We start from the raw sequence: 25,715 nt of genomic DNA, 5'->3' as shown, positions 1-25,715 counted from the left end.
AAATGAGCAGTCGTGTGCCGACCCAGTGCGACCCTCGCCGTCTGGTCCTCCGCGTGGCTGAACGGGGCCGCGGCGTCCGACGACGTCCTCGACGCCTTGCAGGACTGGGCCGAGGCCCACGACGTCGTCGCGGCCGATCCCGCCGCGGCCGACGCGTTCGATCTCCCGCTCGCGTTCCACCGGGCGGCGACTCCGGTGCAGCTGCTGCTCGCGCTGCGGGCGCAGGGTGCGGTGAGCGTCCAGCTGGTGCTGCCGGTTCCGGGCGATGTGCGCGGCCTGGGCGGCGGCGGGCCGTTCGCGGAGGCGGCGTTGCGGTGCGGCGAGGCTGTGGTGTTGACCGGGCTGGGGTTCGGGTTGGTGCCCGAGTCGATCGCCGAGGGGCTCATGCGGTGGACGGTGTATTCGCTCGCCGCACCGGCTTCGCTGGAGTATCAGCCGTTGCCGGACGCTGAGCACGGGTTGACCGACGCCATCCGGGCCAGCGCCGGGGCGTTGCAGGCGTTGGATGTGGCGAGCGACCGGCCGGGGGTGCGGGCGGAGTTGTCCGCGCATTTGCGGGCTCGGCCGCAGGTCGAGTGGCCTGCCGGGACGCCGGGGCGGGCGTTGCGGGTGCTGCAGCGGGCGGAGGAGATTTCGGCGATTCTCGCGGTGGCGCAGGCGGATGATCCTGGGGGCGCGTTGTCGGCGTCGGCGGTGAACCGGCGGGCGGAGGCGTTGCGGCCGTTGGCGGAAGCGGTTCGGGGGGCGCGGACTGCGTCGGTCAATGAGGCGGTGCGGGTTTTTGCTGAGCAGGGGGATCGGCAGGTTTAGCCCGTGCTGCTGGTGCGGTTTCGGCCGTCCTGCTGGTGCGGTTTCGTAGGGGGTCGGTGGTTGCGTGGGGCACCCCGAAGCTTGATTGTCATGACGGTCTGAGGGTGCTTGTCAAGGCGGGAAAGATGCCTTGACAAGCACCCTCAGACCGCATGCGGGCTTCGTATCGGGGTGCAGGGGTGGGTCTGGGTGCCTGGTCGGTCGGGTGCACCAGCGCCGGTTGGCAGTGGGTTGGGCAGGGGCTGTAGAGGGTCGGTTGCGGTTCGCGGCCGGGGCTGGGGCGCCGATGCCGCATTCGGTGCGGTTGCGGCAACGAACTTGGTCAGCGGCTGGGGCGGCGGGGCGGTTCGCAGCAGCCGACGGCGCAGGGGGCGCCGTTGAGGGTGCAGCCAGCCGCCGGGAAGGGGGAGAGTTTCCGCGCGGGGGCGTCGTCCAGGTGTTCGCGGACCAGTTCCACCACCATTTCCGCGAACCTCGGGTACGCGTCCGGCGTGGCGGCGCGGGCGAAGGCCATGCCGTGTTCGGCGGCGCGGTCGGCGGCTTCGTTGTCCAGGTCCCAGATTACTTCCAGGTGGTCCGCGACGAAGCCGATCGGGCTGACCACCACGGATTCCACGCCTTGGGCGTGCAGGGCGTCGATGTGGTCGACGATGTCCGGTTCCAGCCACGGAATCTGGGGCGGGCCGGAGCGCGACTGCCAGACGACGTCGTACTCGGCGATTCCTGCTTCAGCGGCCACGAGGCGGGCGGCTTCGGCGATCTGGCGCGAGTAGCGGCGGCCGCCTTCGGAGGGCGGGCCGGAGGCGAGGTCGGCGCTTTCCGGGATCGAGTGGGCCGTGAAAACCGTGCGGGTGCCGGGACGGTCGCCGAGTTTGGCGTGGGCGGCGCGGACCGCGTCGGCGACCGCGGCGACGAACCGCGGGTGGTCGAAGAATTGGCGCAGCTTGACCAGTTCCGGCGCGCCTTCGCCGACGGCGGCGCGGGCTCGTTCGATGTCCTCGTCGTACTGGCGGCACGCGGAGTAGCCGCCGTACGCGCTCGTCGGGAACACCAGCGCGCGCCGCACGCCCGCGTCTTTCATCTGAGCCACGGTGTCCTCGACCATCGGCGCCCAGTTGCGGTTGCCGAAGTGCACCGGAAGCTCGATGCTCTCGGCCGCGAGCTGTTTCTCGACCGCGGCGATCGCGGCCCGGTTGAGCCGGTTGATCGGCGAGACCCCGCCGAAGTGCTGGTAGTGCTCGGCGACCTCGAGCAGCCGCTCGCGCGGCACGCCCCGGCCCCGGGTGACGTTCTCCAGGAACGGCATCACCTCGTCGGGTCCCTCCGGACCGCCGAACGAAAGCCATAGCAACGCGTCGTAACCCACGGTGCTCATCCTGCCCCTGTGTCGCCCCGCACGCCCCGGCGGCCCAGTTATGTATTGCTCTGTCCAAAATGTGTTAGGGTGGGGAACATGCCGAGGCCACGAGAGTTCGACGAGACCGAAGCACTCGAAGGCGCCATGAACGCCTTCTGGGCGCGAGGATACGAAGCGACGTCGACCGAGGAACTGTGCGCCGCCACCGGACTCGGCCGCAGCAGCATCTACAACACGTTTTCCAGCAAGCACGAACTGTTCCGGCGCGTGCTGGACCACTACTCGCACCGCGGCATCCGGCTGCGGGAAGCCCTGCTGGACAACGCACCGGACGGCCTCGGCGCCATCCGCCTGCTCCTGGCCTCGACGATCGACGACGAACTCGAAAACGGCAGACGCGGCTGCCTGATGGTGAACACCATCGCCGAATTCGGCACCACCGACCCGGAAGTCGCTGCGCAGATAAACGCCGACACCGAAGCACATCTGTCCGCCCTGGTCCACTTCGCCCGCACCGGACAAGCGGACGGCAGCGTCACCCGCGACCGCGACGCCGCCGACATCGCGAACTTCATCCACGCCACCATCTCCGGACTGAGAACAATGTCCCGACGCGGCGCAGAACGAGAAGCCCTGACGTCAGTAGCAGAAATCGCGACAAGCGCAGTCGCCAGACGCTGACTGACCACCCACAACCAGGACACGGCGCTCGGTACGCCAGACCCACCCACTGCCACATCGGAGCACCAGCCCCACCCCACCAAACCGCCACCACCACACCCAACAATCGAGGCACCCACACCACCCCCGCACCCCGATACGAAGCCCCCCTGCGGTTCGGGAGTGCTTGTCAAGGCATCTTTCCCGCCTTGACAAGCACTCCCGAACCGTCAGCACAATCAAGCTTCGGGGTGCCCCACACACACCCACCTGCAATGTCGCCGCCAGGCGACGAGCCGCCCCCACACCCCACCCGTCTCACCCACGCCCACACCACCACACCCCCACCCCAATTCTGTACCGCCGATTCCAGAAAGCGAGCTCTCCGATGCCCCCAGCCGTCTTCGTGCTAGGGCTCAGCATCTTCGCCCTGGGCACCTCCGAGTTCATGATCACCGGCCTCCTCCCCGGAATGGCCTCCGACCTCGGCGTCAGCATCCCGGACGCGGGCCTGCTGATCTCCGCCTTCGCCATCGGCATGGTCGTCGGCGCCCCGCTGCTCGCCGTCGGCACGTTCCGGCTTCCCCGGCGGACCACCCTCCTCGGGCTGCTCGTCGTCTTCAGCGCGGCACACGTCATCGGCGCGGTCGCCGACGGTTACGGAATCCTCTTCGCCACCCGCGTCATCGCCGCCGTCGCCTGCGCCGGATTCTGGGCCGTCGCCGCCGCGACCACCGTGAATCTCGTGCCGGAAGCCCGGCGCGGGCAGGCGCTCGCGGTGCTGGTCGGCGGGCTCACGGTCGCGAACGTCGTCGGGGTTCCGGCGGGCACGCTGCTCGGACAGCACGCGGGCTGGCGGAGCGCGTTCTGGGCGGTCGCCGCGCTGACCGCCGTCGCCGCCTTCGCCGTCCTGCTGTCGGTTCCGCGCACCGCCAAGGAAACTGAAGCGCCGCGGATCGCCGAAGAACTGCGCGTGTTCCGCCGCAGCCGGTTGTGGCTCGCGCTCGGCGTGATCGCGCTGCTGCAGGCGATGGTGTTCGCGACGTTCAGCTACCTCGCTCCCCTGCTGGTCTCCGTCGCGGGACTGCCCGAATCCGCCGTGCCGCTCGTGCTCGCGTTGTTCGGCGGCGGTGCGGTCATCGGGATTTTCGCTGGCGGCAAGCTTGCCGACGCGTATCCGTTCGCGACGCTTTACGGCAGTCTCGGCATCGCTGTCGCCGCTCTCGTCACGCTTGCCTTCGCGGCCAACCCCGTCGTAGCGGTGGCCGCAGTGCTCGTCCTCGGCGCGGCTGGCTTCGCGGCGAACCCGGCGCTCAATGTGCGGGCTTACTCCGCGGCGGGCGGCACCTCGACGCTCGTCGGCGCGAGCACGACGTCCGCGTTCAATGTCGGCAACACCGTGGGCCCGTGGCTCGGCGGGACGACGATCAGCGCCGGGCTGGGCTTTTCCAGCGTGGCGTGGGTGAGCGTCGCGCTCGGAGCACTCGCGCTGTCGGCCCTCACGTATGCGCTGCGCTTGCACCGGCGCGACACCGCGCCGCAACTCGTGAACGCCTAAAGGAAAACGGCCCTGCGGGAGCGTTCCCGCAGGGCCATTCCACTGTCAGCTCAGATGCCGAGCGCGTGCACTCCGCCGTCGACCATGATCATCGACCCGGTGGTGGCGGGCAGCCAGTCGGACAGCACCGCGCACACCGTCTTGGCGGTCGGCTCCGGGTCCGCGGAGTCCCAGCCGAGCGGCGCGCGGCCGTCCCAGCCGCCTTCGAGTTCGCCGAAGCCGGGGATGGACTTCGCGGCCATGGTCTTCATCGGGCCGGCGCTGACCAGGTTGACCCGGATGCCCCGCGGGCCGAGTTCCTTGGCCAGGTACCGGTTCACCGACTCCAGCGCGGCCTTCGCGACGCCCATCCAGTTGTAGACCGGCCACGCGACGCGCGCGTCGAAGTCCATGCCGACGATCGAGGAGCCGCGGCCGAGCAGCGGCAGCGTCGCGACGGCGAGCGACTTGAACGAGAACGCCGAGACGTCCACCGCGACCTTCACGTCGTCGCTGGGGGCGTCCAGGAACGGCGCGCCGAGGCAGCTCTGCGGCGCGAAGCCGATCGAGTGCAGCACGCCGTCGAGGCCGTCGACGTGCTCGCGGACGCGGTCGGCGAGCGAGTCGAGGTGCTCCTGGTTCGTGACGTCCAGTTCCAGCACCGGGGCGGGCTCGGGCAGCCGCTTGGCGATGCGCTCCACCAGCGACAGCCGTCCGAAGCCGGTGAGCACGACCTTCGCGCCCTCCTGCTGGGCGATGCGGGCCGCGTGGAACGCGAGCGAGGCGTCGGTGATGACGCCGGTGATCAGCAGCCGCTTGCCTTCGAGCAATCCGGGCAACACGTCCTCCAGGTCGTGGATGGTCTTCTCGGGAAGTGCGGGAAGAGAATCAGTGGCCGAGGCCGAGGCCGCCGTCGACGGGCAGCACCGCGCCGTTGACGTAGCCCGCCTCGTCCGAGGACAGGTAGCGCACCGCCGCGGCGATTTCGGCCGGTTCGGCGTAGCGGCCGGACGGGACGTTGGCGAGGATCTCCTTGCGCCGGTCCTCGCTCAAGGCGTCGGTCATGTCGGTGTGCACGAAGCCGGGCGCGACCACGTTCGCGGTGATGTTGCGCGAGCCCAGCTCCCGCGCGAGCGAACGCGCGAAGCCGACCAGGCCGGCCTTCGACGCGGCGTAGTTCGCCTGCCCGGCCGAGCCGGAAAGGCCCACCACGGACGAGATGAACACGAACCGGCCCCAGCGGGCGCGCAGCATGCCCCGCGAGGCCCGTTTGGCGACGCGGAACGCCCCGGTGAGGTTCGCGTTCAGCACGCGCTCGAACTGCTCCTCCGACATCCGCATGAGCAGGGTGTCGTCGGTGAGCCCGGCGTTGGACACCAGGACCTCGACCGGCCCCTGGTGCTCCTCGACGAGCTTGAACGCCGCGTCCACCTGCTCGGCGTCGGTGACGTCGGCCCGCACGCCGAAAAGCCCGTCCGGCGCGCCCGACCCGCGGTGCGTGACCGCGACCTGATGCCCCTGCTCGGCGAGGTCGCGGGCGATGGCCAGCCCGATGCCCCGGTTGCCGCCGGTGACCAAGACCGACCGTCCCACTGCGTTCTCCTCGTCGTCTTCGCTGTTGCGCCCGCTTGAGGCTATCGGCTGCGCTGACCGGCGGCGCACCCGGCACTCCCGTCCTAAGCGACGGTAAGGAACCGCGCTTCGACCTTGATGGTTACCCGCCGGTTGGTCACCGTGAGTCGCGACACAGGAGGTCAAAGATGACTACCCGGATCCAGGACGCCGGCTCGGCGCGGGACGAGCGGCGCGTGGTCGGCAACGTGCTGCGCGGCTCGATCGGAAATCTCGTCGAGTGGTACGACTGGTACGCCTATTCGGCGTTCACCGTCTACTTCGCGAAGGCGTTCTTCCCCGGCGGCGACGCCACGGCGCAGTTCCTCAACACCGCGGCCGTGTTCGCCGTCGGATTCCTCATGCGCCCGCTCGGCGGCTGGCTTCTCGGCCGTTTCGCCGACCGCTACGGGCGGCGTTCCGCGCTCGTCCTCTCGGTTTCCATGATGGCGTGCGGCTCTCTGCTCATCGCGGTGACGCCGGGCTATTCGGCGATCGGCATCGCGGCGCCGATCCTGCTGGTGTTTTCCCGGCTGCTGCAAGGGCTTTCGGTCGGCGGCGAGTACTCCACCTCGGCGACGTATCTGTCCGAAGTGGCCACTCCGGGCAAGCGCGGGTTCTACTCCAGCTTCCAGTACGTGACGCTCGTCGGCGGGCAGCTGCTCGCGCTCGGGCTGCAGCTGATCCTGCAAAGCGTGCTCACCGACAAGCAGATGGGCGACTGGGGCTGGCGGATCGCGTTCGTCGTCGGCGCGCTCGCGGCGGTCATCGTGATGGCGCTGCGGCGGTCAATGGACGAGTCCGAAAGCTACGAGCGGGTCACCGAAAACGCCGAAGCCGGCAAGGGCGAGCGCGGCACGCTGCGCCAGCTCGTGAAGTACCCGCGGGAGATCCTGCTCGTGGTCGGCCTGACGCTCGGCGGCACGGTCGCGTTCTACACCTACGCCACCTACACCCAGAAGTTCCTGGAGAACACCGCGCACATCCCGCGGCGCACGGTCACCGTGATCATGTTCCTCGCGTTGCTGGTCTTCGCGATCCTGCAGCCGCTGGCCGGACGGCTGTCGGACCGGATCGGCCGGCGGAAGCTGCTGATGTTCTTCGGCATCGCGGGCACCCTGCTGACCGTGCCGATCATGACCTTGATGGCGCGCACCAGCCAGCCGTTCCTCGCCTTCCTGCTGCTGCTCGGCGCGCTGGTGATCGTGACCGGCTACACCTCGATCAACGCGATCGTGAAAGCCGAGCTGTTCCCGACGCGGATCCGCGCGATCGGCGTCGGCCTGCCCTACGCGCTCACCGTCGCGATCTTCGGCGGGACCGCCGAGCTGATCGCCCAGGCGCTGAAGAAGGCGGGGCACGAATCGCTCTTCTTCTGGTATGTCGCGGGTTGCGTTCTCGTGTCGCTCGTCGTGTACGCGACAATGCGGGAAACTTCGCGTTCGTCCGCCCTCGAACGCGGCGAGGACTGACCGGGAGGACGGCCGTGCGCGTGCTGCTCGTGGAGGACGACACCGGTGTCGCCCGGGCACTCGCCGAAACGCTGGGTGCGCACGGCCACTCCGTCGCCGCGGTCGGCCGCGGGTCGGACGCCCTCACCCGGCACCGGGACGCGGACCTGCTGCTCCTCGACCTCGGTCTGCCGGACCTCGACGGGCTCGACGTGCTGCGCAAGATCCGCCAGGTGTCGCCGGTGCCGGTGATCGTGCTGACCGCGCGCGACGACGAGCGTTCGGTCGTCCGGGCGCTGCGCTTCGGCGCGGACGACTACCTGGCCAAGCCGGTGCGGATGGCCGAACTGCTTGCCCGGATGGACGCTGTCGCGCGGCGGGCGGGCAACTCCTCCCCCGCCCCGAAAGACCCGGTCGTGCGGATCGAGGACGTCGAGATCGATCTGGGCGCACGCCGGGTCGTCGTCGGCGGCCGGGACATCGGGCTGACCACCAAGGAATTCGCGGTGCTGGCGGTGCTCGCCGCGCGGCCGGGCACGGCGGTGAGCCGCCAGCAGCTGATGGACGAGGTGTGGGGCGACGCGTACCTCGCCGTTTCGCGTTCGCTGGACGTCCACATGACGCAGCTGCGCGCGAAACTCGACCGGCCCGGCCTGCTCACCACGATCCGCGGCTTCGGCTACCGGCTCGGCCGGAGCTGATCGGTGCGCACTCGCCTGCTGGCTGTCCTGGTCACGCTCGCGCTCGCCGTCGTGGCGGCGTTCGCGGTGCCGTTGCTGTCCGCGACCGCCGACCAGCGGACGCAGCAGCTCGTGATTTCGCGCAACAGCGACGTCGACCGCTTCGTGGTGCTCGCGCAACAGGCCGTCGATTCCGGCGACGCAGCCGCGTTGAGCGCCGACGCGCGGCAGTATTCGTCGTTATACAGCGAAGGCGTGCTGATCGTCGACGCGCAGCGGCGGCCGCTGGTCGAAACCGGCGGCCTGACCTGCAGCGATCGGGACGCGCGGACCCTGATCGAGGCGACGCTGCGGAACGAGCCGGAAGCGCCGGTCGAGCGGATCCGGCCGTGGTCGGACACTCCGGTGCTGTTCGCCCGCCCAGTCGGCACCGGGACGCGCGTGTCGGGCGTAGTCCTGCTGCGCGCTTCGGTGACCGCCGCGGCGGCGGACGTCGAAGCGGCGTGGAGCGCGATCGCGGCCGGGGCGATGGTGGTCGCGGCGCTGTTTGTGTTGCTGGCGGTCCTTCTGTCGCGATGGATGGTGCGGCCGTTGGTGGAGCTGGAAACCGGCGTGCTGGCCGTGGCGGGCGGACGCCGGGCGCAGGTGCCGGAACGGTCCGGGCCGCGCGAATTGCGGTCGCTCGCGGCGTCGGTGAACCGGATGTCCGACGCGGTGGTCGAGTCGGCGAACCAGCAGCAGCGGCTCGTCGCGGACACGTCGCACCAGCTGCGGAACCCGATGGCCGCGCTCCGGCTCCGGCTCGACCTGCTCGGCACCGAGGTCGAGAACCGCCCGGCCTACGAGGCCACGGTGGCCGAAGTCGAACGGCTGGAACGGATTCTCGACGGTCTGCTCGCCCTCGCCACCGCGGAAAGCACGGCGACCCGGCTGGCCGCGCGCGCCGACGACGAACCCGCCGACCTGGCCGCCGTCGTGGCGGAACGAGTTGACGCGTGGCGGTTGTCCGCCGACGAAGCCGGCGCGACGCTCGTGCCGTGCGAGGGGCACACAGAGCCGCTGTTGGTACGCACGCCAGAGAGCGAACTCGCGCAGATTCTCGACGTCCTGCTGGACAACGCCGTCCACCACGCCGGCCGGGGTGCGACCATCACCGCCAGTTGGGAGTCCACTTCGGACAGTGTCACGCTGGTCGTCGCCGACGACGGTCCCGGTCTCCCGCCGGAGGATCTCGCCCGGGCCACCGAACGGTTCTGGCGCGCGGGCGGCGACGGCGCGCCGCGCGGAACCGGCCTCGGACTCGCCATCGCCCGCGAGCAAACCCGCGCCCGTGGCGGGGTTCTGGAGTTGCGCGCGGTCGAACCGCACGGTCTCCAAGTCCGGATCACGCTGCCCGCGGCGGGGACGCCATGACCGTCACCCGCCGCGCCGCGATCCTCGGCGGCCTCGCCCTCGCGCTCGCCGCCTGCGACGACACCTACCGCGGCCCGGAGCGGAAGATCACCATCGCGGCGGGCGAACCCGGCGGCTTCTACCTGGCTTTCGCGGAGGTCCTGGCCGCCGAACTGTCGCGCGCCGAACCGCGGCTGCGCTGCAGCGCGCTCCCCACTGAGGCGAGCGTCGAGAACGTGCAGCGGGTCCAGGACGGAACGGCCGACTTCGGCCTCGCGCTCGCCGACGTGGCGCAATCGGCCATCACCGGCGGCTCGCCGTTCGGGAAACCCGTTCCGCTGCAAGCACTCGGCCGCGTCTACGAGAACTACCTGCAGCTGGTCGTCCGCGCCGAGGACCAGCTCACCGACCTGCGTTCGCTGGCCGGACGGCCGATCTCGGTCGGCGCGAGCCGGTCCGGCGCCGCGCAGCTGGGCGAACGGGTCTTCGCCGCGAGCGGAGTCCCGGTCCAGGAGCAGCACCTTCCGTTGAACGACGCCGTCGCCGCGCTGCACGACCACCGGATCGACGCGTTCCTCTGGTCCGGCGGGATCCCGACGCCCGCCCTCGCCGATCTCAACCGGACGACGCCGCTCTCGCTCATCCCGCTGACGTCGGTGCTCCCCCAGCTGCGCAAGGCGTACGGGCCGCTGTACGAGCAGGTGCAAGTGCCCGCCGGGGCATACCGCGGGGTCGGCGCGCTCGGCACGATCGGCGTCGCGAACCTGTTGGTCTGTTCCCCCAAGCTGCCCTTCGACGTCGCCGCGGCAGTGGTCCGGGTGCTCGTCGAACGCGCCGCCGAACTCGTGCCCGCGCAGGCCGTCGGGACGCAGTTCCTGGACGTGCGGACGCTCATCGGCACCCAGCCGGTCCCGCTGCACCGCGGCGCGGCCGACACCTACCGCGCGCTGCACGGGTGATCGCTAGATTGGTGCCGTGACCGAACGCCGCCCTCTCGTCGAAATGCCCCTGCGCGTGCGCTACCACGAATGCGACGGCCAGGGGATCGTCTTCAACGCGCATTACCTGGCGTACGCGGACATGGCGGCGTTCGAAGTGGAGAGAGCGCTCTTCGGCTCGCACGACGGACTGCTCGCCACCGGTGTCGACCTGGTGGTCGCCGAGTCGAACCTGCGGTATTTCGCGCCGTGCCGCTTCGACGACGAGCTGGTGGTCGCGGTGTACCTCGTGCACCTGGGCACCACGTCGATGCAGTTCGAGCTGGAAGTCCGCCGCGGCGACACGGTGACGACCGAGATCCGGCTGCGGTACGTGTTCGTCGACACCGAGAACTACCGCAAGACGGAACCGCCCCCGGAGGTGCGCGCGGCCTACGCGAAGTACCTCCCCGAGACGGTGTGAGGTCCCCGTGTTCCGAGTGCTGTTCTACCGCCCCGAAATCCCGCCCAACACCGGCAACGCGATCCGGCTGGCCGCCAACACCGGATGCGAGCTGCACCTGGTGGAGCCGCTGGGGTTCACCTTGGAGGACAAGCAGCTCCGCCGCGCCGGGCTCGATTACCACGACCTCGCGCGGGTCCACGTGCACGCTGATCTGGCTGCTGCGTGGGAGGCTCTGCTGCCCGCGAAGGTGTATGCGTTCACCGCGCACGCGACCCGGCTTTACACCGACGTCTCCTACGCGCCCGGGGACGTGCTGATGTTCGGGCCGGAGTCCGCCGGGCTGCCGGACGACGTCCAGCGCGCGGCGGAGGTCACGGACCGGCTGCGGTTGCCGATGCTGCCGAACAACCGGTCGCTGAACCTCGCCAACACAGCGGCTATCGCGGTCTACGAAGGGTGGCGGCAGAACGGCTTCGCAACTCCGTGAAGGGCTCCTTGAGGGAACCTGATTCCCTCAAGGAGCCCTTCACGGACCTACGGCAGTCTCTGCCCGAACAGCAGCGCCGTCGCGGCTCCGGCCATCAGGATGATCGTGCCCAGGACGACCCACGGCTTGCTCGCGTCGGCGTTCTTCAGCTCGTACCCGATCTGCTCCCCCAAGTCGGCGTACACGCGTTTCAGCTCGTCCGCGCTCGCCGCCTTGTAGAACTCTCCTCCGGACAGCCGGGCGATCTCGCGCAGCGATTCGTCGTCCACGCGGACGTCCTGCTGCTTGCCCTCGATGTCGACCGATCCGTGCTCGGTGCCGAACGAGATCGACGAGATCGGCGTGTGCGCTTGCTTCGCCGCTTGGGCCGCCGTGTACGCGCCGCGCGGGGCGTACAGGTCTTCCGGCACCGTCTGCTTGCCGTCGCTCATCAGCACGATGCGCGCGGGCGGCGGGCCGTCCGCGCCGCCGACGACCGCGGAGAAGCTCTGGATCGACTGCATCGCCGCGTAAATGCCCTCGCCGGTGGCGGTGGACTGGGCGAGCTTGAGGTTGTCGATCGCGTTCGTCACGCCCGCCCGGTCCGTCGTCGGGTTGACGAGGACCGTCGCGGTGCCGGCGAACGAGATCAGGCCCAGGTTGATGCCCGGCGTCATGTTCTGCGCGAACTGTTTCGCCGCGTCCTGCGCCGCCTTCAGCCGCGTCGGCGCGACGTCGGTGGCCTCCATGGACAGCGACACGTCGATCACCAGCATGACCGTCGCCCGGTTGCGCGGCACCTTCTGCTCCGCCGTCGGGCCTGCCAGCGAGACGGTCAGGAACAGCAGCGACAGCACGATCAGCACCGCGGGCACGTGCCGGATCCAGCCCTGCGCCTTGGGCGCGACCTTCTCCAGCAGCTCCAGGTTCGCGAACCGCAGCACCCGGCGGCGCCGCTGGCGCTGCGACAGCACGTACGCGCCCGCCACCGCGGCGACCGCGATCAGCAGCAGGAACCACCACGGCGAACTGAAACCGGCGAGGCTCATGCCGTCGCCTCCTTACTGGTTGCCCGGGCGGCGGCCGCGTGCAGGACGAGCTCGCTCATGCGACACCTCCCGACCAGCGACGCTTGCGGGCGACCACGAACCGCACCATGTCCGCGATCCAGTCGGAATCGGTGCGCAGCACCAGATGCGCCGCGCCGGCCCGGCGCAGACCGGCCGCGACCGTCTGCCGGTGCGCGTTCGCCGCCGCGCCGAATTCCTTGCGCAGCAACGCCGAAGCGTGCACCTCGCGCTGCCGTCCGGTCTCCGGGTCGGCCAGCACGACAGTGCCGACGTCCGGCAGGTCCACGTCGCGGGGGTCGACGATCTCGATCGCGATCAGCTCGTGCCTGCCGCCGAGCGCGCGCAGCGGCCGCTCCCAGTCCAGCGGACCGAGGAAGTCGGAGATCACCACCGCCAGTCCCCGCCGCCGCGGCGGACGGCGCAGTTTCTCCAGCGCACCGGCGAGATCGCCGCGGACTCCCTCGGCCGCGCGGGGCGTCTCGGCCAGCCGCCGGACGAGCCCGCGTGCGTGCGGAAGCCCGCCGCGCGCCGGGATCCGGGCGATGCCCTCGCCGTTCGACACGAGCGCGCCGATCCGGTTCCCGCCGCCGCCGGTCAGGTGCGCGACCGCCGCGGTCGCGCAGACGACCAGGTCGCGCTTCTCGCACAGCGCGGTGCCGAAGTCGAGGCTCGCCGACATGTCCGCGACCACCCAGGTCTCCAGCTCGCGGTCGGCGACCGTCTCGCGGATGTGCGGCGTCGTCGTGCGCGCGGTGACCGCCCAGTCCATCCGGCGCACGTCGTCGCCGGGCTGGTACGGCCGGGCTTCGCCGGGCTCCGAACCCGGCCCCGGGACCAGCCCGAGGTGATTGCCCTGGAGCAGCCCGTCGAGGCGGCGGCGCACTTCGAGTTCGAGGGTCCGCAGTCCCGCTTCCATCCGGTCGCCGCGCAGGACCGGCGGCGCCCAACCGGGGCGGCCGCCCGGTTCTTTCGAGGAGGTGCCAGCCACGCCGTTACCTGACGGGGGCGCCCGCCGGCACCGGGCCGGCACCGCCCTGGGGCCGGGCGGAAACCTGCGGCAGCGGCACGGTCTGCAGCACGCGGGTGACGATGTGGTCCATCGGAACGCCGTCGGCCAGCGCGTCGTAGGACAGCACGAGCCGGTGCCGCAGCACGTCCGGCACGACGTCGACCACGTCCTGCGGGAGCACGTAGTCCCGGCCGCGCACCAGCGCCAGCGCCCGCGCCGCGGCGATGATGCCGAGGCTCGCGCGCGGCGAGGCGCCGTAGGACACCCAGCCCGCGACGTCGGACAGCCCGTGGTCGTTCGGCGTCCGCGTGGTGAGCACCAGCCGCACGACGTAGTCGACCAGCGCGTGGTGCACGAACACCTGCGACGCGACGCCCTGCAGCCGCACCAGCTCGGCCGGGCTCAGCACCTCGTGCGGCTCCGGCGGCGTGACGCCCATCCGGTAGATGATCTCGCGCTCCTCCTCGGCGGAGGGGTACTCGACCAGGATCTTGAACAGGAACCGGTCGCGCTGGGCTTCCGGCAGCGGGTACACGCCCTCGTTCTCGATCGGGTTCTGCGTGGCCAGCACGAGGAACGGATCGGGCATCGGGAAGGTCTTGCCGCCGATCGACACGTGCCGCTCGGCCATCACTTCCAGCATCGCCGACTGCACCTTCGCCGGGGCGCGGTTGATCTCGTCGGCGAGCACGAAGTTCGCGACGACCGGGCCCAGTTCGACGTCGAAGCGCTCGGCGCCCTGGCGGTAGATGCGCGTGCCGAGGATGTCGGCGGGCACCAGGTCGGGGGTGAACTGCACGCGGGAGAACGACCCGCCCACGACGCGCGCGAACGTCTCGACCGCCAGCGTCTTCGCGACCCCGGGCACGCCTTCGAGCAGCAGGTGCCCCTTCGCCAGCAGCCCGACGAGCATGCGCTCCACCAGCCGGTCCTGCCCGACGATGACGCGCTTCACCTCGAACACGGTGCGTTCCAGCAGCTGGGCGTCCCGCGCCGGGGTGCCGGGCTGCTGCCCGTTCGCTCCCTCGGCGAAGCCGGGCTCGGTCACTCTTCCTCCAGGGGTTTCCACGTCTGCGTGCTCGCCCGCGACCCTACTGCGTCGCGGACTTCCCGCGACGGTAGCCAATCGCATCGCCGGTGTGACAGCTGTGAAGCCCGTGTCAGCGGTGCTTTTCCAGGTCCTCCGGCGTGTCGATGTCGTCGCTCTCGCCCGGTTCCGCGGCGACCTCCGCGATCCGCAGTCCGCCGAGCGTCCGGCGCAGCGACGCGTTCTCCGGACGCTCCGGCATCGCCTCGCGCACAGCGGCGGTGCGCCAAGCGCTCACCAGCCATTGCCGCTCCCCCGCCGCGTCCACGAGCACGGCTCCGTCCGCGCTGGCCACAGTGGACCGCAGCCGGTCCACTGTGGAGCGCCGGACACCGGGGAGATCGGCGGCGAGCAGCACGACGATCTCCGCGTCCCCGACGGCCTCCAGCCCCGCGGCCAAGGCAGCGACCGGTCCGGCGCCGGGAACGGCTTCGCGGGTCCAGACGACCGCGTCGTAGCCCGGCCGCCGCGGCCCGCAGACCACGACCGGATCCGCCCCGGCCAGCGCCTCGATCGCCCGGCCCAGCAACGAGATCCCGCCGACCCGCAGCTCCGGCTTGTCCGCTCCGGACAGCCGGCGCGCGGCCCCGCCGGCCAGCACGATCCCCGCGTACCGGGGGCTCTCTGTCATGCCCCCAGGGTGCCCGGTGCGGAAAGCCGCGTGCACCAGGGGTGGCAGCCCGCGCGGGAAACCCGCGCGCGCTCCGGGGTCGCGCGTATTAGGTTGCCGACGTGCCCGACGCCGCGCGGCTGCTCGCCGCTTACGACCGCGAAGTCCGCCAAGCCGAGCTGACCCAGGCCGAACCCGGCCAGCAGCTCACCGTCGACGGCCCGCTCGCGCGCCTCACCGGCGGCCGCCGCGGGTTCGTCTCCGGCCCGCCCGACCTCGGCGTCACCGGCGCAGCGCTCGACGAGCTGATCGCCCGCCAGCGCGCGTTCTTCGCCGCCCGCGGCGAGGAGTTCGAGTGGAAGACCCGCGCCCACGACCGTCCCGCGGAGCTGCCGGAGCGGTTGCTCGCCGCCGGGTTCGTCCCGGAGGAAACCGAAACCGTCCTGATCGCGCCGCTGGACGCGGTCGCCGCCTCGGCGCCGCCGTCGACCGACGTGGTCGTGCGCGAAGCCGACGGCCACGACGACCTGCTGCGCATCGCGACGCTGTCCGCCACGGTGTTCGGCCACGACGAAGCCGCCGTCGCCGCGGATCTGCTCGCCCGGGCCCGCGCCGATCCCGGGACCACCACGCACGTCGTGGCCGAAGCGGACGGCCGGTTCGTCGCCGCGTCCCGGCTGGAAGTCGTGCCCGGCACGGGATTCGCCGGGCTGTGGGGCGGCGCGACCCTGCCCGAATGGCGCGGCCGCGGCCTCTACCGGGCGCTCGTGGCGCACCGGGTCGGCACGGCCCGGGACCGCGGCGTGGCCTACCTCCAGGTCGACGCGCTGCCCACGAGTCGTCCGATCCTCGAACGGCTGGGCTTCACCGCGGTCACCGAAACGACGCCGTACGTGTGGAGCCCGTTCAGCCGATGAGGCGGGTCGCGTACGGCATGATCCCGCCGTAGCGGACCGGCACCACGCGCACGTACGAACCCGACTGCGGGGCCTCGACCATCTGCCCGTTGCCCAGGTACAGCGCGACGTGGTGGATGTTGCCCGGGTAGCCCCAGAACAGCATGTCGCCGCGGCGCATCTGCGAGAGCGGCACCTGGCGGCCCGCCGTGTACTGGTAGCCGCTGTAGTGCGGCAGGCCCTGCACCCCGGCGAAGGCGTAGATCATCAGGCCGGAGCAGTCGAAGCCGATCTTGCGGTAGTCGCCGTACTGGTCGGCCACGCCGCCGTCGCGGATGCCGCGGGTCGGGCCGCTGCCGTTGCCGCCGCCCCACGCGTACGGCATGCCCACCTTGGACAGCGCCCGCGCGATCACGTCCTCGATCGAGCCGCCCGCCGCCGGGGACGGGCTGCCGCCGCCGTTGTCGTCGTCGTTGTTCGCCGCGGACGCCCGCAGGGCCGCCTGCCGGGCGCGCTCCTCGTCCTCGCGCTGCTTCTGCGCGAGCCAGTCCTGGTAGCGCTGGCGCTGCCCCTGCAGGCCGTTGACCTTCGCCTGCGCCGCGTACAGCTGCTGCTCGACGGAGTTCTTGTTCGCTTCCAGCTGCGTGTTCTGCGCGGCCTGGGCCTGCTGCGCGGACACGGCGGCGGACTGCGCGGCGTCCGCGACGCCCTTCGCCCGGGTGGCCGCGTCCTGCTTCTCCTGCGCGAGTTCCAGCGCCTTGCGCGCGGCGGAGTCCTTGTTGGCCTTGTCGGTCTGCGCCTGCTGGAGCCGGTCCATCGCGTTGAGCCGCGAACCGCCGATGGCGTTGAGCAGCTGGGCGCGGGCGAGCAGGTCCTTCGGGCTGTCCGAGGTCAGGTACGCCGAGATCGACCCGATCGTGCTGCCCTGCTCGAAGCTCGCGGCGGCGAACTTCTTCGCGTCCTGGCGGGCCTTCTCGATGGCACCGGCCGCCGCGTCCGCCTCCTGGCGCGCGGACGTCGCGTCGTTCTGCGCTCGGGTCGCCTCGTCCTGCGCGGTCTGCAGGTCGACCAGGGCCTTCATGGCCTGTTCCTGCTTCAGCTCGACGTCGTCCTGCAGCGCGCTGAGCTTCTGCTCGGCCTGCGCGAGCTGGTTCGTGAGCCGGCCGACCTCGCCCGCTTTCGCGCTGGCGTCGCCCTTGGCCGAATCGATCGCCGAATCGCTCGGGTTCGGCGGCGGAGGAGGCACCGCGAGCCCCGTGCCCGTCGCGCCGAGCAGCGCCGCCAGGGCGACCGCCGCGACCGTCAGGCCGCGCCGGGCGCCCGCGCCGCGCACCAGCGCGCCCGCCGTCCCGGACCGTCCCCGCCGGACCCTCACGCCCGCCACCTCCGCTCACCGGCTGCCGCGTTCCGGGCACACCGCGTACCACTGCAGTCACACCACTATCACAAGCCTCAGGAAGAACTTACACACCGCGGAGATCATTTCCCCTGTTCGGGGGACCTGAGGGGACGGCGTGTCCGGATGGCGCACGTCACTCCGCGTGTCGTCTTGAACGAAATACAGGACACGCGTACTGTTTGGGTCGAGAAGACGAGGTGTGCCCTCCCGGTTCCGGTCCTACGGTGGGGGTGCGCAAGACTCGCCAGGGTCGACCCGACGACCCGGATACGACACCGAACTGACCCGGGAGGAAACGCCGGCTGCGGCGTGGAATCCATGCCACTGGAGTTAGACGTGACTGCACCTAGCAAGGACAGCTTCGGCGCCAAGGACACCTTGCGGGTGGAAGAGAACTCGTACGAGATCTTCCGCCTGGACAAGGTCGAAGGCTCCGCCCGGCTGCCCTACAGCCTGAAGATCCTCCTCGAGAACCTGCTGCGCACCGAGGACGGCGCGAACATCACCGCCGACCACATCCGCGCGCTCGGCGGCTGGGATCCGAACGCGGACCCGTCGACCGAGATCCAGTTCACGCCCGCCCGGGTGATCATGCAGGACTTCACCGGCGTGCCCTGCGTGGTCGACCTGGCCACCATGCGCGAGGCCGTGACCGCCCTCGGCGGCGACCCGGACAAGGTCAACCCGCTCGCGCCGGCCGAGATGGTCATCGACCACTCGGTGATCATCGACGTGTTCGGCCGCGCGGACGCCTTCGAGCGCAACGTGGAGATCGAATACGAGCGCAACCGCGAGCGCTACCAGTTCCTGCGCTGGGGCCAGGGCGCCTTCGACGAGTTCAAGGTCGTCCCGCCGGGCACCGGCATCGTGCACCAGGTCAACATCGAGCACCTGGCCCGCACGGTGATGGCCCGGAACGGCCAGGCCTACCCCGACTCCTGCGTCGGCACCGACTCGCACACCACCATGGTCAACGGCCTCGGCGTGCTGGGCTGGGGCGTCGGCGGCATCGAGGCCGAGGCGGCCATGCTGGGCCAGCCGGTGTCGATGCTGATCCCGCGCGTCGTCGGCTTCAAGCTGACCGGCGAGATCCCGGCCGGCGTGACCGCGACCGACGTCGTGCTCACGATCACCGAGATGCTGCGCCGCCACGGCGTGGTCGGCAAGTTCGTCGAGTTCTACGGCGAGAGCGTCGCCCAGGTGCCGCTGGCCAACCGCGCCACCATCGGCAACATGAGCCCGGAGTTCGGTTCCACCGCGGCGATCTTCCCGATCGACGAGGAGACCGTCCGCTACCTCAAGCTGACCGGCCGTTCGGCCGAGCAGGTCGCCCTGGTCGAGGCGTACGCCAAGGAGCAGGGCCTCTGGCACGACCCGTCCCACGAGGCGCAGTACTCCGAGTACCTCGAGCTGGACCTGTCGACGGTCGTCCCGTCGATCGCCGGCCCGAAGCGCCCGCAGGACCGCATCGAGCTGTCCGACGCGAAGTCCTCGTTCCGCAAGTCGGTGCACGACTACGCCGAGGACGACCAGCCCACCCCGCACACCAACGTCGACGAGACCGTCGAGGAGACCTTCCCGGCCTCCGACCCGGCCGCGCTGTCGTTCCAGGACGAGACCGCGGTGCCGGTGCAGTCCGCGGCTAACGGGGCCACCGGGCGGCCGAGCAAGCCGGTCAAGGTGTCCACCGCCGACCGCGGCGAGTTCGTGCTCGACCACGGCGCCGTGGTGATCGCCTCGATCACCTCGTGCACCAACACCTCCAACCCGTCGGTCATGCTGGGCGCGGCGCTGCTCGCGCGCAACGCGGTCGACAAGGGCCTGTCGGTCAAGCCGTGGGTCAAGACGTCGATGGCGCCGGGCTCGCAGGTCGTCACCGACTACTACGACAAGGCCGGCCTCTGGCCGTACCTGGAGAAGCTGGGCTACCACCTGGTCGGCTACGGCTGCACCACCTGCATCGGCAACTCCGGCCCGCTGTCGGACGAGATCTCCGCCGCGATCCAGGAGAACGACCTCACCGCGGTCTCGGTGCTCTCGGGCAACCGGAACTTCGAGGGCCGGATCAACCCGGACGTCAAGATGAACTACCTGGCGTCCCCGCCGCTGGTCATCGCGTACGCGCTGGCCGGGACGATGGACTTCGACTTCGCGACCCAGCCGCTCGGCCAGGACAGCGACGGCAACGACGTCTTCCTGAAGGACATCTGGCCGACGCCGCAGGAGATCCAGGAGACCATCGACTCCGCGATCACGCAGGAGATGTTCACGAAGGACTACGCCGACGTGTTCGACGGCGGCGAGCGCTGGAAGTCGCTGCCGACGCCGACCGGCAAGACCTTCGAATGGGACCCCGAGTCCACCTACGTCCGGAAGCCCCCGTACTTCGACGGCATGACCGCCGAACCGGCCCCGGTCCAGGACATCTCGGGCGCCCGCGTGCTGGCGAAGCTGGGCGACTCGGTCACCACCGACCACATCTCCCCCGCCGGCGCGATCAAGGCCGACACCCCGGCCGGCCGCTACCTGACCGAGCACGGCATCGAGCGCAAGGACTTCAACTCCTACGGCTCGCGCCGCGGCAACCACGAGGTCATGATCCGCGGCACCTTCGCCAACATCCGGCTGCGCAACCAGCTGCTGGACGACGTGCAGGGCGGCTACACCCGCGACTTCACCCAGGAGGGCGCGCCGCAGGCGTTCATCTACGACGCGGCGCAGAACTACGCGGCGGCGGGCATCCCGCTGGTCGTGCTGGGCGGCAAGGAGTACGGCTCCGGTTCGTCGCGCGACTGGGCGGCGAAGGGCACGTCGCTGCTGGGCGTGCGCGCGGTGATCACCGAGTCGTTCGAGCGCATCCACCGCTCCAACCTGATCGGCATGGGCGTCATCCCGCTGCAGTTCCCCGAGGGCGAGTCGGCGGCGTCGCTGAAGCTCGACGGCACCGAGACGTTCGACATCGAGGGCATCACGAAGCTGAACGAGGGCGAGACCCCGCGGACGGTGCACGTGACCGCCACGAAGGAAGACGGCTCCAAGGTGGAGTTCGACGCGGTCGTCCGCATCGACACCCCGGGCGAGGCGGACTACTACCGCAACGGCGGCATCCTGCAGTACGTGCTGCGGAAGATGACCCAGTCCTGACCTAGCACGCGCATCGAGGCCCGCTCCCGCAGCCGCGGGGGCGGGCCTCAGTGCGTTCTCTCAGCGCTCGGTCAGGAGGAAGACACCGAATAGCTGTTGGCGGTGAAGTTCATCCCGCCGGCCGACGAGGTGATCTCGAAGCCGAACTGCACCTCGCCCAGGGTGACGTCGCCGAACCAGCCGCGTGCCTTGATCCAGTTCAGCACGGCCAGCACGTCGACCGATCCGGCGTCGGTGTTCGACGTCCGCAGGAACGAGAAGACCGCGTTGCCGCCGTTCGATCCTTGGTAGACGTCCCAGGTGTGCCCGCCGACGGTCACCGTGGTCTGCTTGGTGCCGATCGGGCCGACCGCACCCTGTTTGTTCATCCAGAGCATGATTTCGTAGGCGTTGTTCTCGGCCCAGATGTCGTACGTGCTTTCGTAGGAGCCGCTGCCCGGCCGGCTGACGTTGAAGCTGCTGGAGACCGAGCGCAGCGCGCTGAGCTTCCGGCCGACGTTCTTAGCCGAATGCGGGTAGGACTTCACTCCCCCGGTGTTCGGCTGGTCGGAATAGACGCCGAAGTTGCTGTAGGAGTTGGCCCAGATGGTTTGCGGGCCGGCCCCGCTGCCCCACACGTCGTTGCGGACGGTGTAGCCGCCGTTGGACCAGCTCGCGTATTTGTCCGACGACGACCAGGCGGCGGCCTCGGCCGCCCCCGCCGTGCCGGCCGCGAGCGCGACGGCGGTCAGCGAGACCACGAGGGAGCGCACGGCTTTGTGCATGATTCCTTCCTTTCCCGGACGGCGTCCGCCCGGATCGGTTCTCCTGCGAGGGACCGCGGATCAGCCGAGCCGGAAACTCGACACGGTCACCGGCCCGTCGAACTCGAGGTAGACGTCGTGCAGCCCGGTCGCCCGGGCCAGCGCGGCGCTGACCGTCTGGAAGGTGTATTTGCCGCCGGTGCCGCCGACGGTCACGGCGCCCAGCACGCGGCCGCGGACGGGATCGTCGATCCGCACGGTGATCCGCGCCGGCGCACTGTCCGCTTTGGACACTGAGGCGGTGAAGTTCGCCGCGCCCCGGCCGAGGTCGGCGTCCTTGAACGCGACCCAGCCGCCGGCCGCGCCCGCGACGGACGTCCCGCTGGCTTTGGCGGTGTCGGTCAGGGTGATGCCCTGGTAGTCGTCGAAGTTCTCCGCCGGGGTGTCCCGGCCGAGGTCGCGGGCGGGGATCCGCTCCCCGGTGACGAACACCGGCCGGGTCTGCGCGAGATCCGCGGCCGAGCGGCCGACCGAGAAGTCGTAGACGCCGGTCTCCACCACCGGCTTGCCCCGGGTGACGTCCCAGAAAGCCAGGTCGGAAGCCTTCACCGACAACCGCACGGTCTTCGTCTGCCCCGGTTCGAGCGACACCCGGCTGAACGCGCGTAGCTGCTTCAACGGCTGCTGGACCCGCGAATCCCGGGCGCTGGAGTACAGCTGGACCACGTCGGCGCCCGCCCGGCCGCCGGTGTTGGTCACGTCGACGTCGACCGCGATAGTCCCGTCGGCGCCGACCGCGGGCCGGTCGATCCGGAGCCGGCTGTAGCGGAAATCGGTGTAGCTCAGGCCGTAGCCGAACGGGAACAGCGGGGCGCCGCGGTAGTACTGGTACGTCATGCCGGTTTTCGAGATGTCGTAGTCGAGCATGTTCGGCAGGCCGGCGTCCGAGGCGTACCAGGTCTGGGTCAGCCGTCCGCTCGGGTTGACGTCGCCGAACAGCACGTCGGCGACGGCGTGCCCGGTCTCCTGCCCGGCGTGCGTGGTCCAGAGCAGGCCCGGGACTCCGCTGGTGTCCCAGCCGGTCGTCGGGTAGCTGTTCTCCAGCACGACCACGGTGTGCGGATTCGCCTTGCGGACCGCGTCGACCAGCGCCTGTTGCGCCGGAGCGAGCTCGGTGCTGGTGCGGTCGTTCGCCTCGCGGCCGTTGATGAACGGCATGCTGCCGACGACGACCACCGCCGTGTCGGCGCCTTGTGCCGCGACGACCGCGCTGCCGACCCCGCTGGTGAGCACCTCGCGGCCGAATTTGGTCGCCCGCGCCGGATCCGCCGCGCTGAACGTGAGCGTGCCGTCCGCGCCGACCACCGCGTACTTGTTCTTGCCGAACCAGGATTCGGTCACTTCGTTGCCGGCGTATTCGAGCACGTAGCTCCCGTCGGCCTGGGCGTCCAGCCTGAGCTGCTGCTGCACGTACCAGCCGTTGGGCTGCTGGGCGTTGTTGACCAAGGCGCCGCCGGAGTAGCTCAGGTACTTCCCGTTGGCCACCGTGCGAAGGGTGTTCTTGCCGGCGCCCCAGTCGAAGACGTCGAACGACTGCGCCGGACCGGCGGTCGTGGCCGCTTCGGCGAGTTTGCCCCCGGCCGGGTCGGCGGACGCCGTGAGATATTTGCCGGTGCCGAGGTTCTTGAGCGCGATCCGGTCGACGCCTTCCGCCGACGCGACTGTCCCCTGGGTGCCCAGCCGCTCCTTGATCCCCTGCAGCGGGGTTACCCGATACGGCAGCGAACCGCTGTACCAATCCGTGTAGAGCGTGTCCGACAGCGGGCCGACCACCGCGATCTTCTTGGTGCTCGCGGCGTTCAGCGGCAGCGCGCCGTTGTTGTTGCGCAGCAGCACCATCTGCTCGTCGGCGGCTTTCCGGGCGAGCGCCTGGTGCCGCGGCGAGTTGATCACCGCGGGCGTGATCCTGGCGTACGGGTTGCTCCCCGGCGGGTCGAATTCGCCGAGCCGGAAGCGCAGCGAAAGCAGGTGCCGGTCGGCGTTTTCGACGTCCGCGAGCGTCAGGAAGCCTTTGCTCAGCGCCTCTTTGACGGCCGCGGCGGTGATCGACCCGTTGGTGTCGTTGTCGGTGAAGCTGTCGAGCCCGGCCTTGATCGCCGCGGCGTCCGCCTCGGCTTTGGTCGGATAGTACTTCTCCGAATCGACCAAATTGGACGGTGCGCCCGCGTCGCTGACCACGGCGAGGTCGTGCGGCGCCCACTTCCGCAGCACGGTGTTCAAGTCGGGACTGACCGTGTTGGGCCTGCCGTTCACCAGGTTGTACGACGGCATCACGCCGTTGGCCGCGCCCGCGGTCAGCGCGGGCTTGAACGCCTGCTCGTCGTAGTCGTGCAGGATCTTCGGCGGGACCATCGAATCGCTGGTGGTCCGGTCCGTCTCGTTGTTGTAGGCGAGGTAGTGCTTCAGGGTCGGCGCGGCTTGCAGATAGCGCGGGTCGTCGCCCTGGATGCCCTTGCCGTAGGCGGTCGAGATCTGCCCGGTCAGGTACGGGTCCTCGGAGTAGCCCTCCTCGTTGCGGCCCCAGCGCGGATCGCGCAGCAGGTTCACCACCGGCGCCCACAGATTCAGGCCCCACAGCGAGGGATTCTCCGCGTTGAACCCGCGCGCCTCCTGTCCGACCGCGCCGCCGACCTGCTTGATCAGCGCCGGGTCCCAGGTGCTCGCAAGCCCCAGCGCCTGCGGGAAGACGGTGCCGTTCGCCGTCACGACCGCGCCGTTGTCCGCGTAGTCGGTGGACCACGCCACGCCGTGCAGGGCCTCGGTCCCGGTTTTGAACATGCCGATGCCCAGCCGCGGGATCGCGGGCTGGTACTGGTGCAGCAGCGACACCTTTTCGTCCAGGGTCAGCCGGGACAGCAGGTCGTCGATCCGGGCCGCAAGCGGCCGCGCCGGATCTCGGAACGGCGGGGGCGGCGCGGCGAGCGCGGGAGCGGCGCCCGCGCTGAGCGTGACGGCCAGCGCGACCAGCGCGCCGCGGCGAAGGAGCCGGGAAAGTGGGGGACGCATCAACCGACCTCCGGGTCAGGCGTCGAATCGATTCGATGAATTCCGGGAAAAGGAGCGCGGCGAATCGGGAATTGCCGAGGACTATCGCAGTCCGTTCGCGCGGCGGTCAAGGTGCGCCGCCGGAGATTCCCGCAGTCGGCCCAGCGGCTCTCCACCTGGGGAAATGCCCAGGCCTGGCGCATTCGACAATTTCGACAGGCGGCCCGCGCGTCGATTCTGTCGAATTGCGCGACGACGCTTGTCTTCGGCGGGTCGCTGGCTTACGTTGTGTCCCGTCGATGCGCTTCGACAGCGAACCGAGATCCCCGGCAAGGAGGCCGTGCATGGTCACGATCAACGACGTCGCCGAAGCGGCGGGCGTGGCGCCCAGCACGGTGTCCTACGTGATCAGCGGCAAGCGGGCGATCTCCCCGAAGACGCGCCGGCTCGTCGAGGAGAACATCCGCAAACTCGGCTACCACCCGCATGCCGGGGCGAGAGCGCTGGCCAGCAGCAAGACGAACGTGCTCGCCGTGGTCGTCCCGCTGCGCACCGACCTCAATGTCTCGGTCGTCATGGAGTTCATCGCTTCCGCGGCCACCGCGGCCCGCGCGCACGACTACGACCTGCTGCTGCTCACCAAGGACGAAGGACCGGCAGCACTGCAGCGCGTCGCCTCCTCGGCGCTGGCCGACGCGCTCCTGGTGATGGACGTCGAAGCCGCCGACCCGCGGGTGCCGATGCTGCTGGCGCTGGACCGGCCGGTGGTGCTCATCGGCGTCCCGGACCATCCGGACGGCCTCACCTGCGTCGACCTGGACTTCGCGGCGGCGGGTTCGCTGTCGGCGCGGCATCTGGCCGAACTCGGCCACCGCCGGATCGCGCTCGTCGGGCCCTCCCCCGCGGTCTACGAACGCGGAACCAGTTATGCGCCCCGGTTCCTGCGCGGTTTCACCGAGACGGCGCGGGAGCACGGGCTCGCGGTCAGCACGCGCCCGTGCGCGCATTCCTACGAGGCCATGCGCACCTGTCTCGACGCCCTGTTCGACGAGGGGCCGGCGCCGACCGGGCTGGTGGTGCACAACGAGGCCGTGCTGCCCGGCCTGTTGTCGGAGCTGCGCCACCGGGGCCTGCGCGTCCCGGAGGACGTCTCCGTCGTCGCGGTCTGCCCGGACACGATGGCCGAGCACCACGCGGTCCGGCTCACCACGGTGGCGATACCGGCCGAACCGGTCGGCACGCTCGCCGTTGAAATGGTGGTCCGCCAGCTGGGCGGGCACACCGCACCCGAAGTCCGGCTGCTCTCGCCCCGGCTGACCCGCCGCGAGAGCACCGCCGCCCCGCGCTCCTGAATCCCCTTCCGCC

At 70.6% G+C, this 25,715-nt stretch carries 22 protein-coding genes; 12 read left to right on the top strand and 10 right to left on the bottom strand.

Annotated elements, in window-relative coordinates:
* Nucleotides 1-12 precede the first annotated feature (12 nt).
* On the top strand, nucleotides 13-810 hold the full coding sequence (locus H5411_RS25200; RefSeq protein WP_101439848.1) for a hypothetical protein: 798 nt from the start codon (nucleotides 13-15) through the stop codon (nucleotides 808-810).
* Between the two features lie 322 nt (nucleotides 811-1,132).
* Here the strand turns inward: H5411_RS25200 and H5411_RS25195 are convergent, their stop codons facing one another.
* Nucleotides 1,133-2,176 (bottom strand): ferrochelatase, encoded by a 1,044-nt coding sequence (locus H5411_RS25195; protein ID WP_101439847.1) that lies wholly within the window; start codon nucleotides 2,174-2,176, stop codon nucleotides 1,133-1,135.
* Between the two features lie 87 nt (nucleotides 2,177-2,263).
* Here H5411_RS25195 and H5411_RS25190 point away from each other — a divergent pair, with 87 nt between their 5' ends.
* The gene (locus tag H5411_RS25190; protein ID WP_101439846.1) at nucleotides 2,264-2,848 is read left to right on the top strand and encodes a TetR/AcrR family transcriptional regulator; all 585 of its coding nucleotides are present in this window, start codon (nucleotides 2,264-2,266) and stop codon (nucleotides 2,846-2,848) included.
* A gap of 367 nt (nucleotides 2,849-3,215) precedes the next feature.
* Nucleotides 3,216-4,385: a Cmx/CmrA family chloramphenicol efflux MFS transporter gene (locus H5411_RS25185; RefSeq protein WP_101439845.1), complete on the top strand. Its 1,170-nt coding sequence runs from the start codon at nucleotides 3,216-3,218 to the stop codon at nucleotides 4,383-4,385.
* A gap of 50 nt (nucleotides 4,386-4,435) precedes the next feature.
* On the opposite strand, the gene fabI is transcribed toward H5411_RS25185, so the two are convergent.
* Nucleotides 4,436-5,203 (bottom strand): enoyl-ACP reductase FabI, encoded by a 768-nt coding sequence (gene fabI / locus H5411_RS25180; RefSeq protein ID WP_101441315.1) that lies wholly within the window; start codon nucleotides 5,201-5,203, stop codon nucleotides 4,436-4,438.
* Nucleotides 5,204-5,252: 49 nt separating this feature from the next.
* Nucleotides 5,253-5,957 (bottom strand): beta-ketoacyl-ACP reductase, encoded by a 705-nt coding sequence (gene fabG / locus H5411_RS25175; protein WP_101439844.1) that lies wholly within the window; start codon nucleotides 5,955-5,957, stop codon nucleotides 5,253-5,255.
* A gap of 167 nt (nucleotides 5,958-6,124) precedes the next feature.
* Between fabG and H5411_RS25170 the strand changes: the two genes are divergently transcribed.
* Genes H5411_RS25170 through H5411_RS25145 form a run of 6 tightly spaced genes read left to right on the top strand, consistent with a single transcriptional unit; the run spans nucleotide 6,125 to nucleotide 11,368 of the window.
* Nucleotides 6,125-7,447 carry an MFS transporter gene (locus H5411_RS25170; RefSeq protein ID WP_101439843.1) on the top strand — a complete coding sequence of 441 codons (1,323 nt, stop codon included), beginning with the start codon at nucleotides 6,125-6,127 and terminating at the stop codon, nucleotides 7,445-7,447.
* Nucleotides 7,448-7,461: 14 nt separating this feature from the next.
* Entirely contained in the window at nucleotides 7,462-8,127 is a 666-nt protein-coding gene (locus H5411_RS25165; protein ID WP_101439842.1) for a response regulator transcription factor, read from the top strand.
* Between the two features lie 3 nt (nucleotides 8,128-8,130).
* Nucleotides 8,131-9,519 (top strand): sensor histidine kinase, encoded by a 1,389-nt coding sequence (locus H5411_RS25160; protein ID WP_101439841.1) that lies wholly within the window; start codon nucleotides 8,131-8,133, stop codon nucleotides 9,517-9,519.
* A complete protein-coding gene (locus H5411_RS25155) occupies nucleotides 9,516-10,457 on the top strand; it encodes a TAXI family TRAP transporter solute-binding subunit (protein WP_101439840.1) in 942 nt (313 codons plus the stop codon). Before H5411_RS25160 ends, H5411_RS25155 begins: the two co-directional genes overlap by 4 nt.
* A gap of 16 nt (nucleotides 10,458-10,473) precedes the next feature.
* Complete coding sequence (locus tag H5411_RS25150; protein WP_101439839.1) at nucleotides 10,474-10,899, top strand: acyl-CoA thioesterase; 426 nt, start codon at nucleotides 10,474-10,476, stop codon at nucleotides 10,897-10,899.
* Between the two features lie 7 nt (nucleotides 10,900-10,906).
* Entirely contained in the window at nucleotides 10,907-11,368 is a 462-nt protein-coding gene (locus tag H5411_RS25145; RefSeq protein WP_101439838.1) for a tRNA (cytidine(34)-2'-O)-methyltransferase, read from the top strand.
* Nucleotides 11,369-11,415: 47 nt separating this feature from the next.
* On the opposite strand, the gene H5411_RS25140 is transcribed toward H5411_RS25145, so the two are convergent.
* The 4 genes from H5411_RS25140 to mobA form a co-directional block, all read right to left on the bottom strand.
* Nucleotides 11,416-12,396, bottom strand: coding sequence for a VWA domain-containing protein (locus H5411_RS25140; protein WP_101439837.1), 981 nt, complete (start codon nucleotides 12,394-12,396; stop codon nucleotides 11,416-11,418).
* Nucleotides 12,397-12,451: 55 nt separating this feature from the next.
* Nucleotides 12,452-13,333 (bottom strand): DUF58 domain-containing protein, encoded by an 882-nt coding sequence (locus H5411_RS25135; protein WP_244194974.1) that lies wholly within the window; start codon nucleotides 13,331-13,333, stop codon nucleotides 12,452-12,454.
* Between the two features lie 76 nt (nucleotides 13,334-13,409).
* Nucleotides 13,410-14,474, bottom strand: a complete 1,065-nt coding sequence (locus H5411_RS25130; RefSeq protein WP_101439835.1) for an AAA family ATPase — start codon at nucleotides 14,472-14,474, stop codon at nucleotides 13,410-13,412.
* A 112-nt stretch (nucleotides 14,475-14,586) separates the two neighbouring features.
* Nucleotides 14,587-15,144: a molybdenum cofactor guanylyltransferase gene (gene mobA, locus H5411_RS25125; protein ID WP_101439834.1), complete on the bottom strand. Its 558-nt coding sequence runs from the start codon at nucleotides 15,142-15,144 to the stop codon at nucleotides 14,587-14,589.
* A 101-nt stretch (nucleotides 15,145-15,245) separates the two neighbouring features.
* On the opposite strand from mobA, the gene H5411_RS25120 reads away from it, so the two are divergent.
* Nucleotides 15,246-16,040: a GNAT family N-acetyltransferase gene (locus tag H5411_RS25120; protein ID WP_183125225.1), complete on the top strand. Its 795-nt coding sequence runs from the start codon at nucleotides 15,246-15,248 to the stop codon at nucleotides 16,038-16,040.
* On the opposite strand, the gene H5411_RS25115 is transcribed toward H5411_RS25120, so the two are convergent.
* A complete protein-coding gene (locus H5411_RS25115; protein WP_312878610.1) occupies nucleotides 16,030-17,394 on the bottom strand; it encodes an NlpC/P60 family protein in 1,365 nt (454 codons plus the stop codon). The two genes, H5411_RS25120 and H5411_RS25115, sit on opposite strands and share 11 nt — an antisense overlap.
* Before the next feature lie 360 nt (nucleotides 17,395-17,754).
* On the opposite strand from H5411_RS25115, the gene acnA reads away from it, so the two are divergent.
* Nucleotides 17,755-20,562, top strand: coding sequence for an aconitate hydratase AcnA (gene acnA, locus H5411_RS25110; RefSeq protein WP_183125224.1), 2,808 nt, complete (start codon nucleotides 17,755-17,757; stop codon nucleotides 20,560-20,562).
* Nucleotides 20,563-20,633: 71 nt separating this feature from the next.
* On the opposite strand, the gene H5411_RS25105 is transcribed toward acnA, so the two are convergent.
* On the bottom strand, nucleotides 20,634-21,326 hold the full coding sequence (locus H5411_RS25105) for a glycoside hydrolase family 12 protein (RefSeq protein WP_183125223.1): 693 nt from the start codon (nucleotides 21,324-21,326) through the stop codon (nucleotides 20,634-20,636).
* A gap of 60 nt (nucleotides 21,327-21,386) precedes the next feature.
* On the bottom strand, nucleotides 21,387-24,371 hold the full coding sequence (locus H5411_RS25100; protein ID WP_183125222.1) for a glycoside hydrolase family 3 protein: 2,985 nt from the start codon (nucleotides 24,369-24,371) through the stop codon (nucleotides 21,387-21,389).
* Nucleotides 24,372-24,694: 323 nt separating this feature from the next.
* Here H5411_RS25100 and H5411_RS25095 point away from each other — a divergent pair, with 323 nt between their 5' ends.
* Nucleotides 24,695-25,702 carry a LacI family DNA-binding transcriptional regulator gene (locus H5411_RS25095; protein WP_183125221.1) on the top strand — a complete coding sequence of 336 codons (1,008 nt, stop codon included), beginning with the start codon at nucleotides 24,695-24,697 and terminating at the stop codon, nucleotides 25,700-25,702.
* The last annotated feature ends 13 nt before the right edge of the window (nucleotides 25,703-25,715 follow it).

It is taken from the genome of Amycolatopsis echigonensis (genome assembly GCF_014174495.1).
Taxonomy (GTDB): Bacteria; Actinomycetota; Actinomycetes; order Mycobacteriales; family Pseudonocardiaceae; genus Amycolatopsis; species Amycolatopsis echigonensis.
This window is presented reverse-complemented; position numbering and strand designations above follow the sequence as displayed.

Bases quoted from the DNA above. Each gene is read 5' to 3' on its own strand.
- H5411_RS25155 (WP_101439840.1), top strand. From the start codon at position 9,516: ATGACCGTCACCCGCCGCGCCGCGATCCTCGGCGGCCTCGCCCTCGCG.
- H5411_RS25105 (WP_183125223.1), bottom strand. From the start codon at position 21,326: ATGCACAAAGCCGTGCGCTCCCTCGTGGTCTCGCTGACCGCCGTCGCG.
- H5411_RS25185 (WP_101439845.1), top strand. From the start codon at position 3,216: ATGCCCCCAGCCGTCTTCGTGCTAGGGCTCAGCATCTTCGCCCTGGGC.
- H5411_RS25095 (WP_183125221.1), top strand. From the start codon at position 24,695: ATGGTCACGATCAACGACGTCGCCGAAGCGGCGGGCGTGGCGCCCAGC.
- mobA (WP_101439834.1), bottom strand. From the start codon at position 15,144: ATGACAGAGAGCCCCCGGTACGCGGGGATCGTGCTGGCCGGCGGGGCC.
- H5411_RS25190 (WP_101439846.1), top strand. From the start codon at position 2,264: ATGCCGAGGCCACGAGAGTTCGACGAGACCGAAGCACTCGAAGGCGCC.
- H5411_RS25170 (WP_101439843.1), top strand. From the start codon at position 6,125: ATGACTACCCGGATCCAGGACGCCGGCTCGGCGCGGGACGAGCGGCGC.
- H5411_RS25140 (WP_101439837.1), bottom strand. From the start codon at position 12,396: ATGAGCCTCGCCGGTTTCAGTTCGCCGTGGTGGTTCCTGCTGCTGATC.
- H5411_RS25135 (WP_244194974.1), bottom strand. From the start codon at position 13,333: ATGGAAGCGGGACTGCGGACCCTCGAACTCGAAGTGCGCCGCCGCCTC.
- H5411_RS25100 (WP_183125222.1), bottom strand. From the start codon at position 24,371: ATGCGTCCCCCACTTTCCCGGCTCCTTCGCCGCGGCGCGCTGGTCGCG.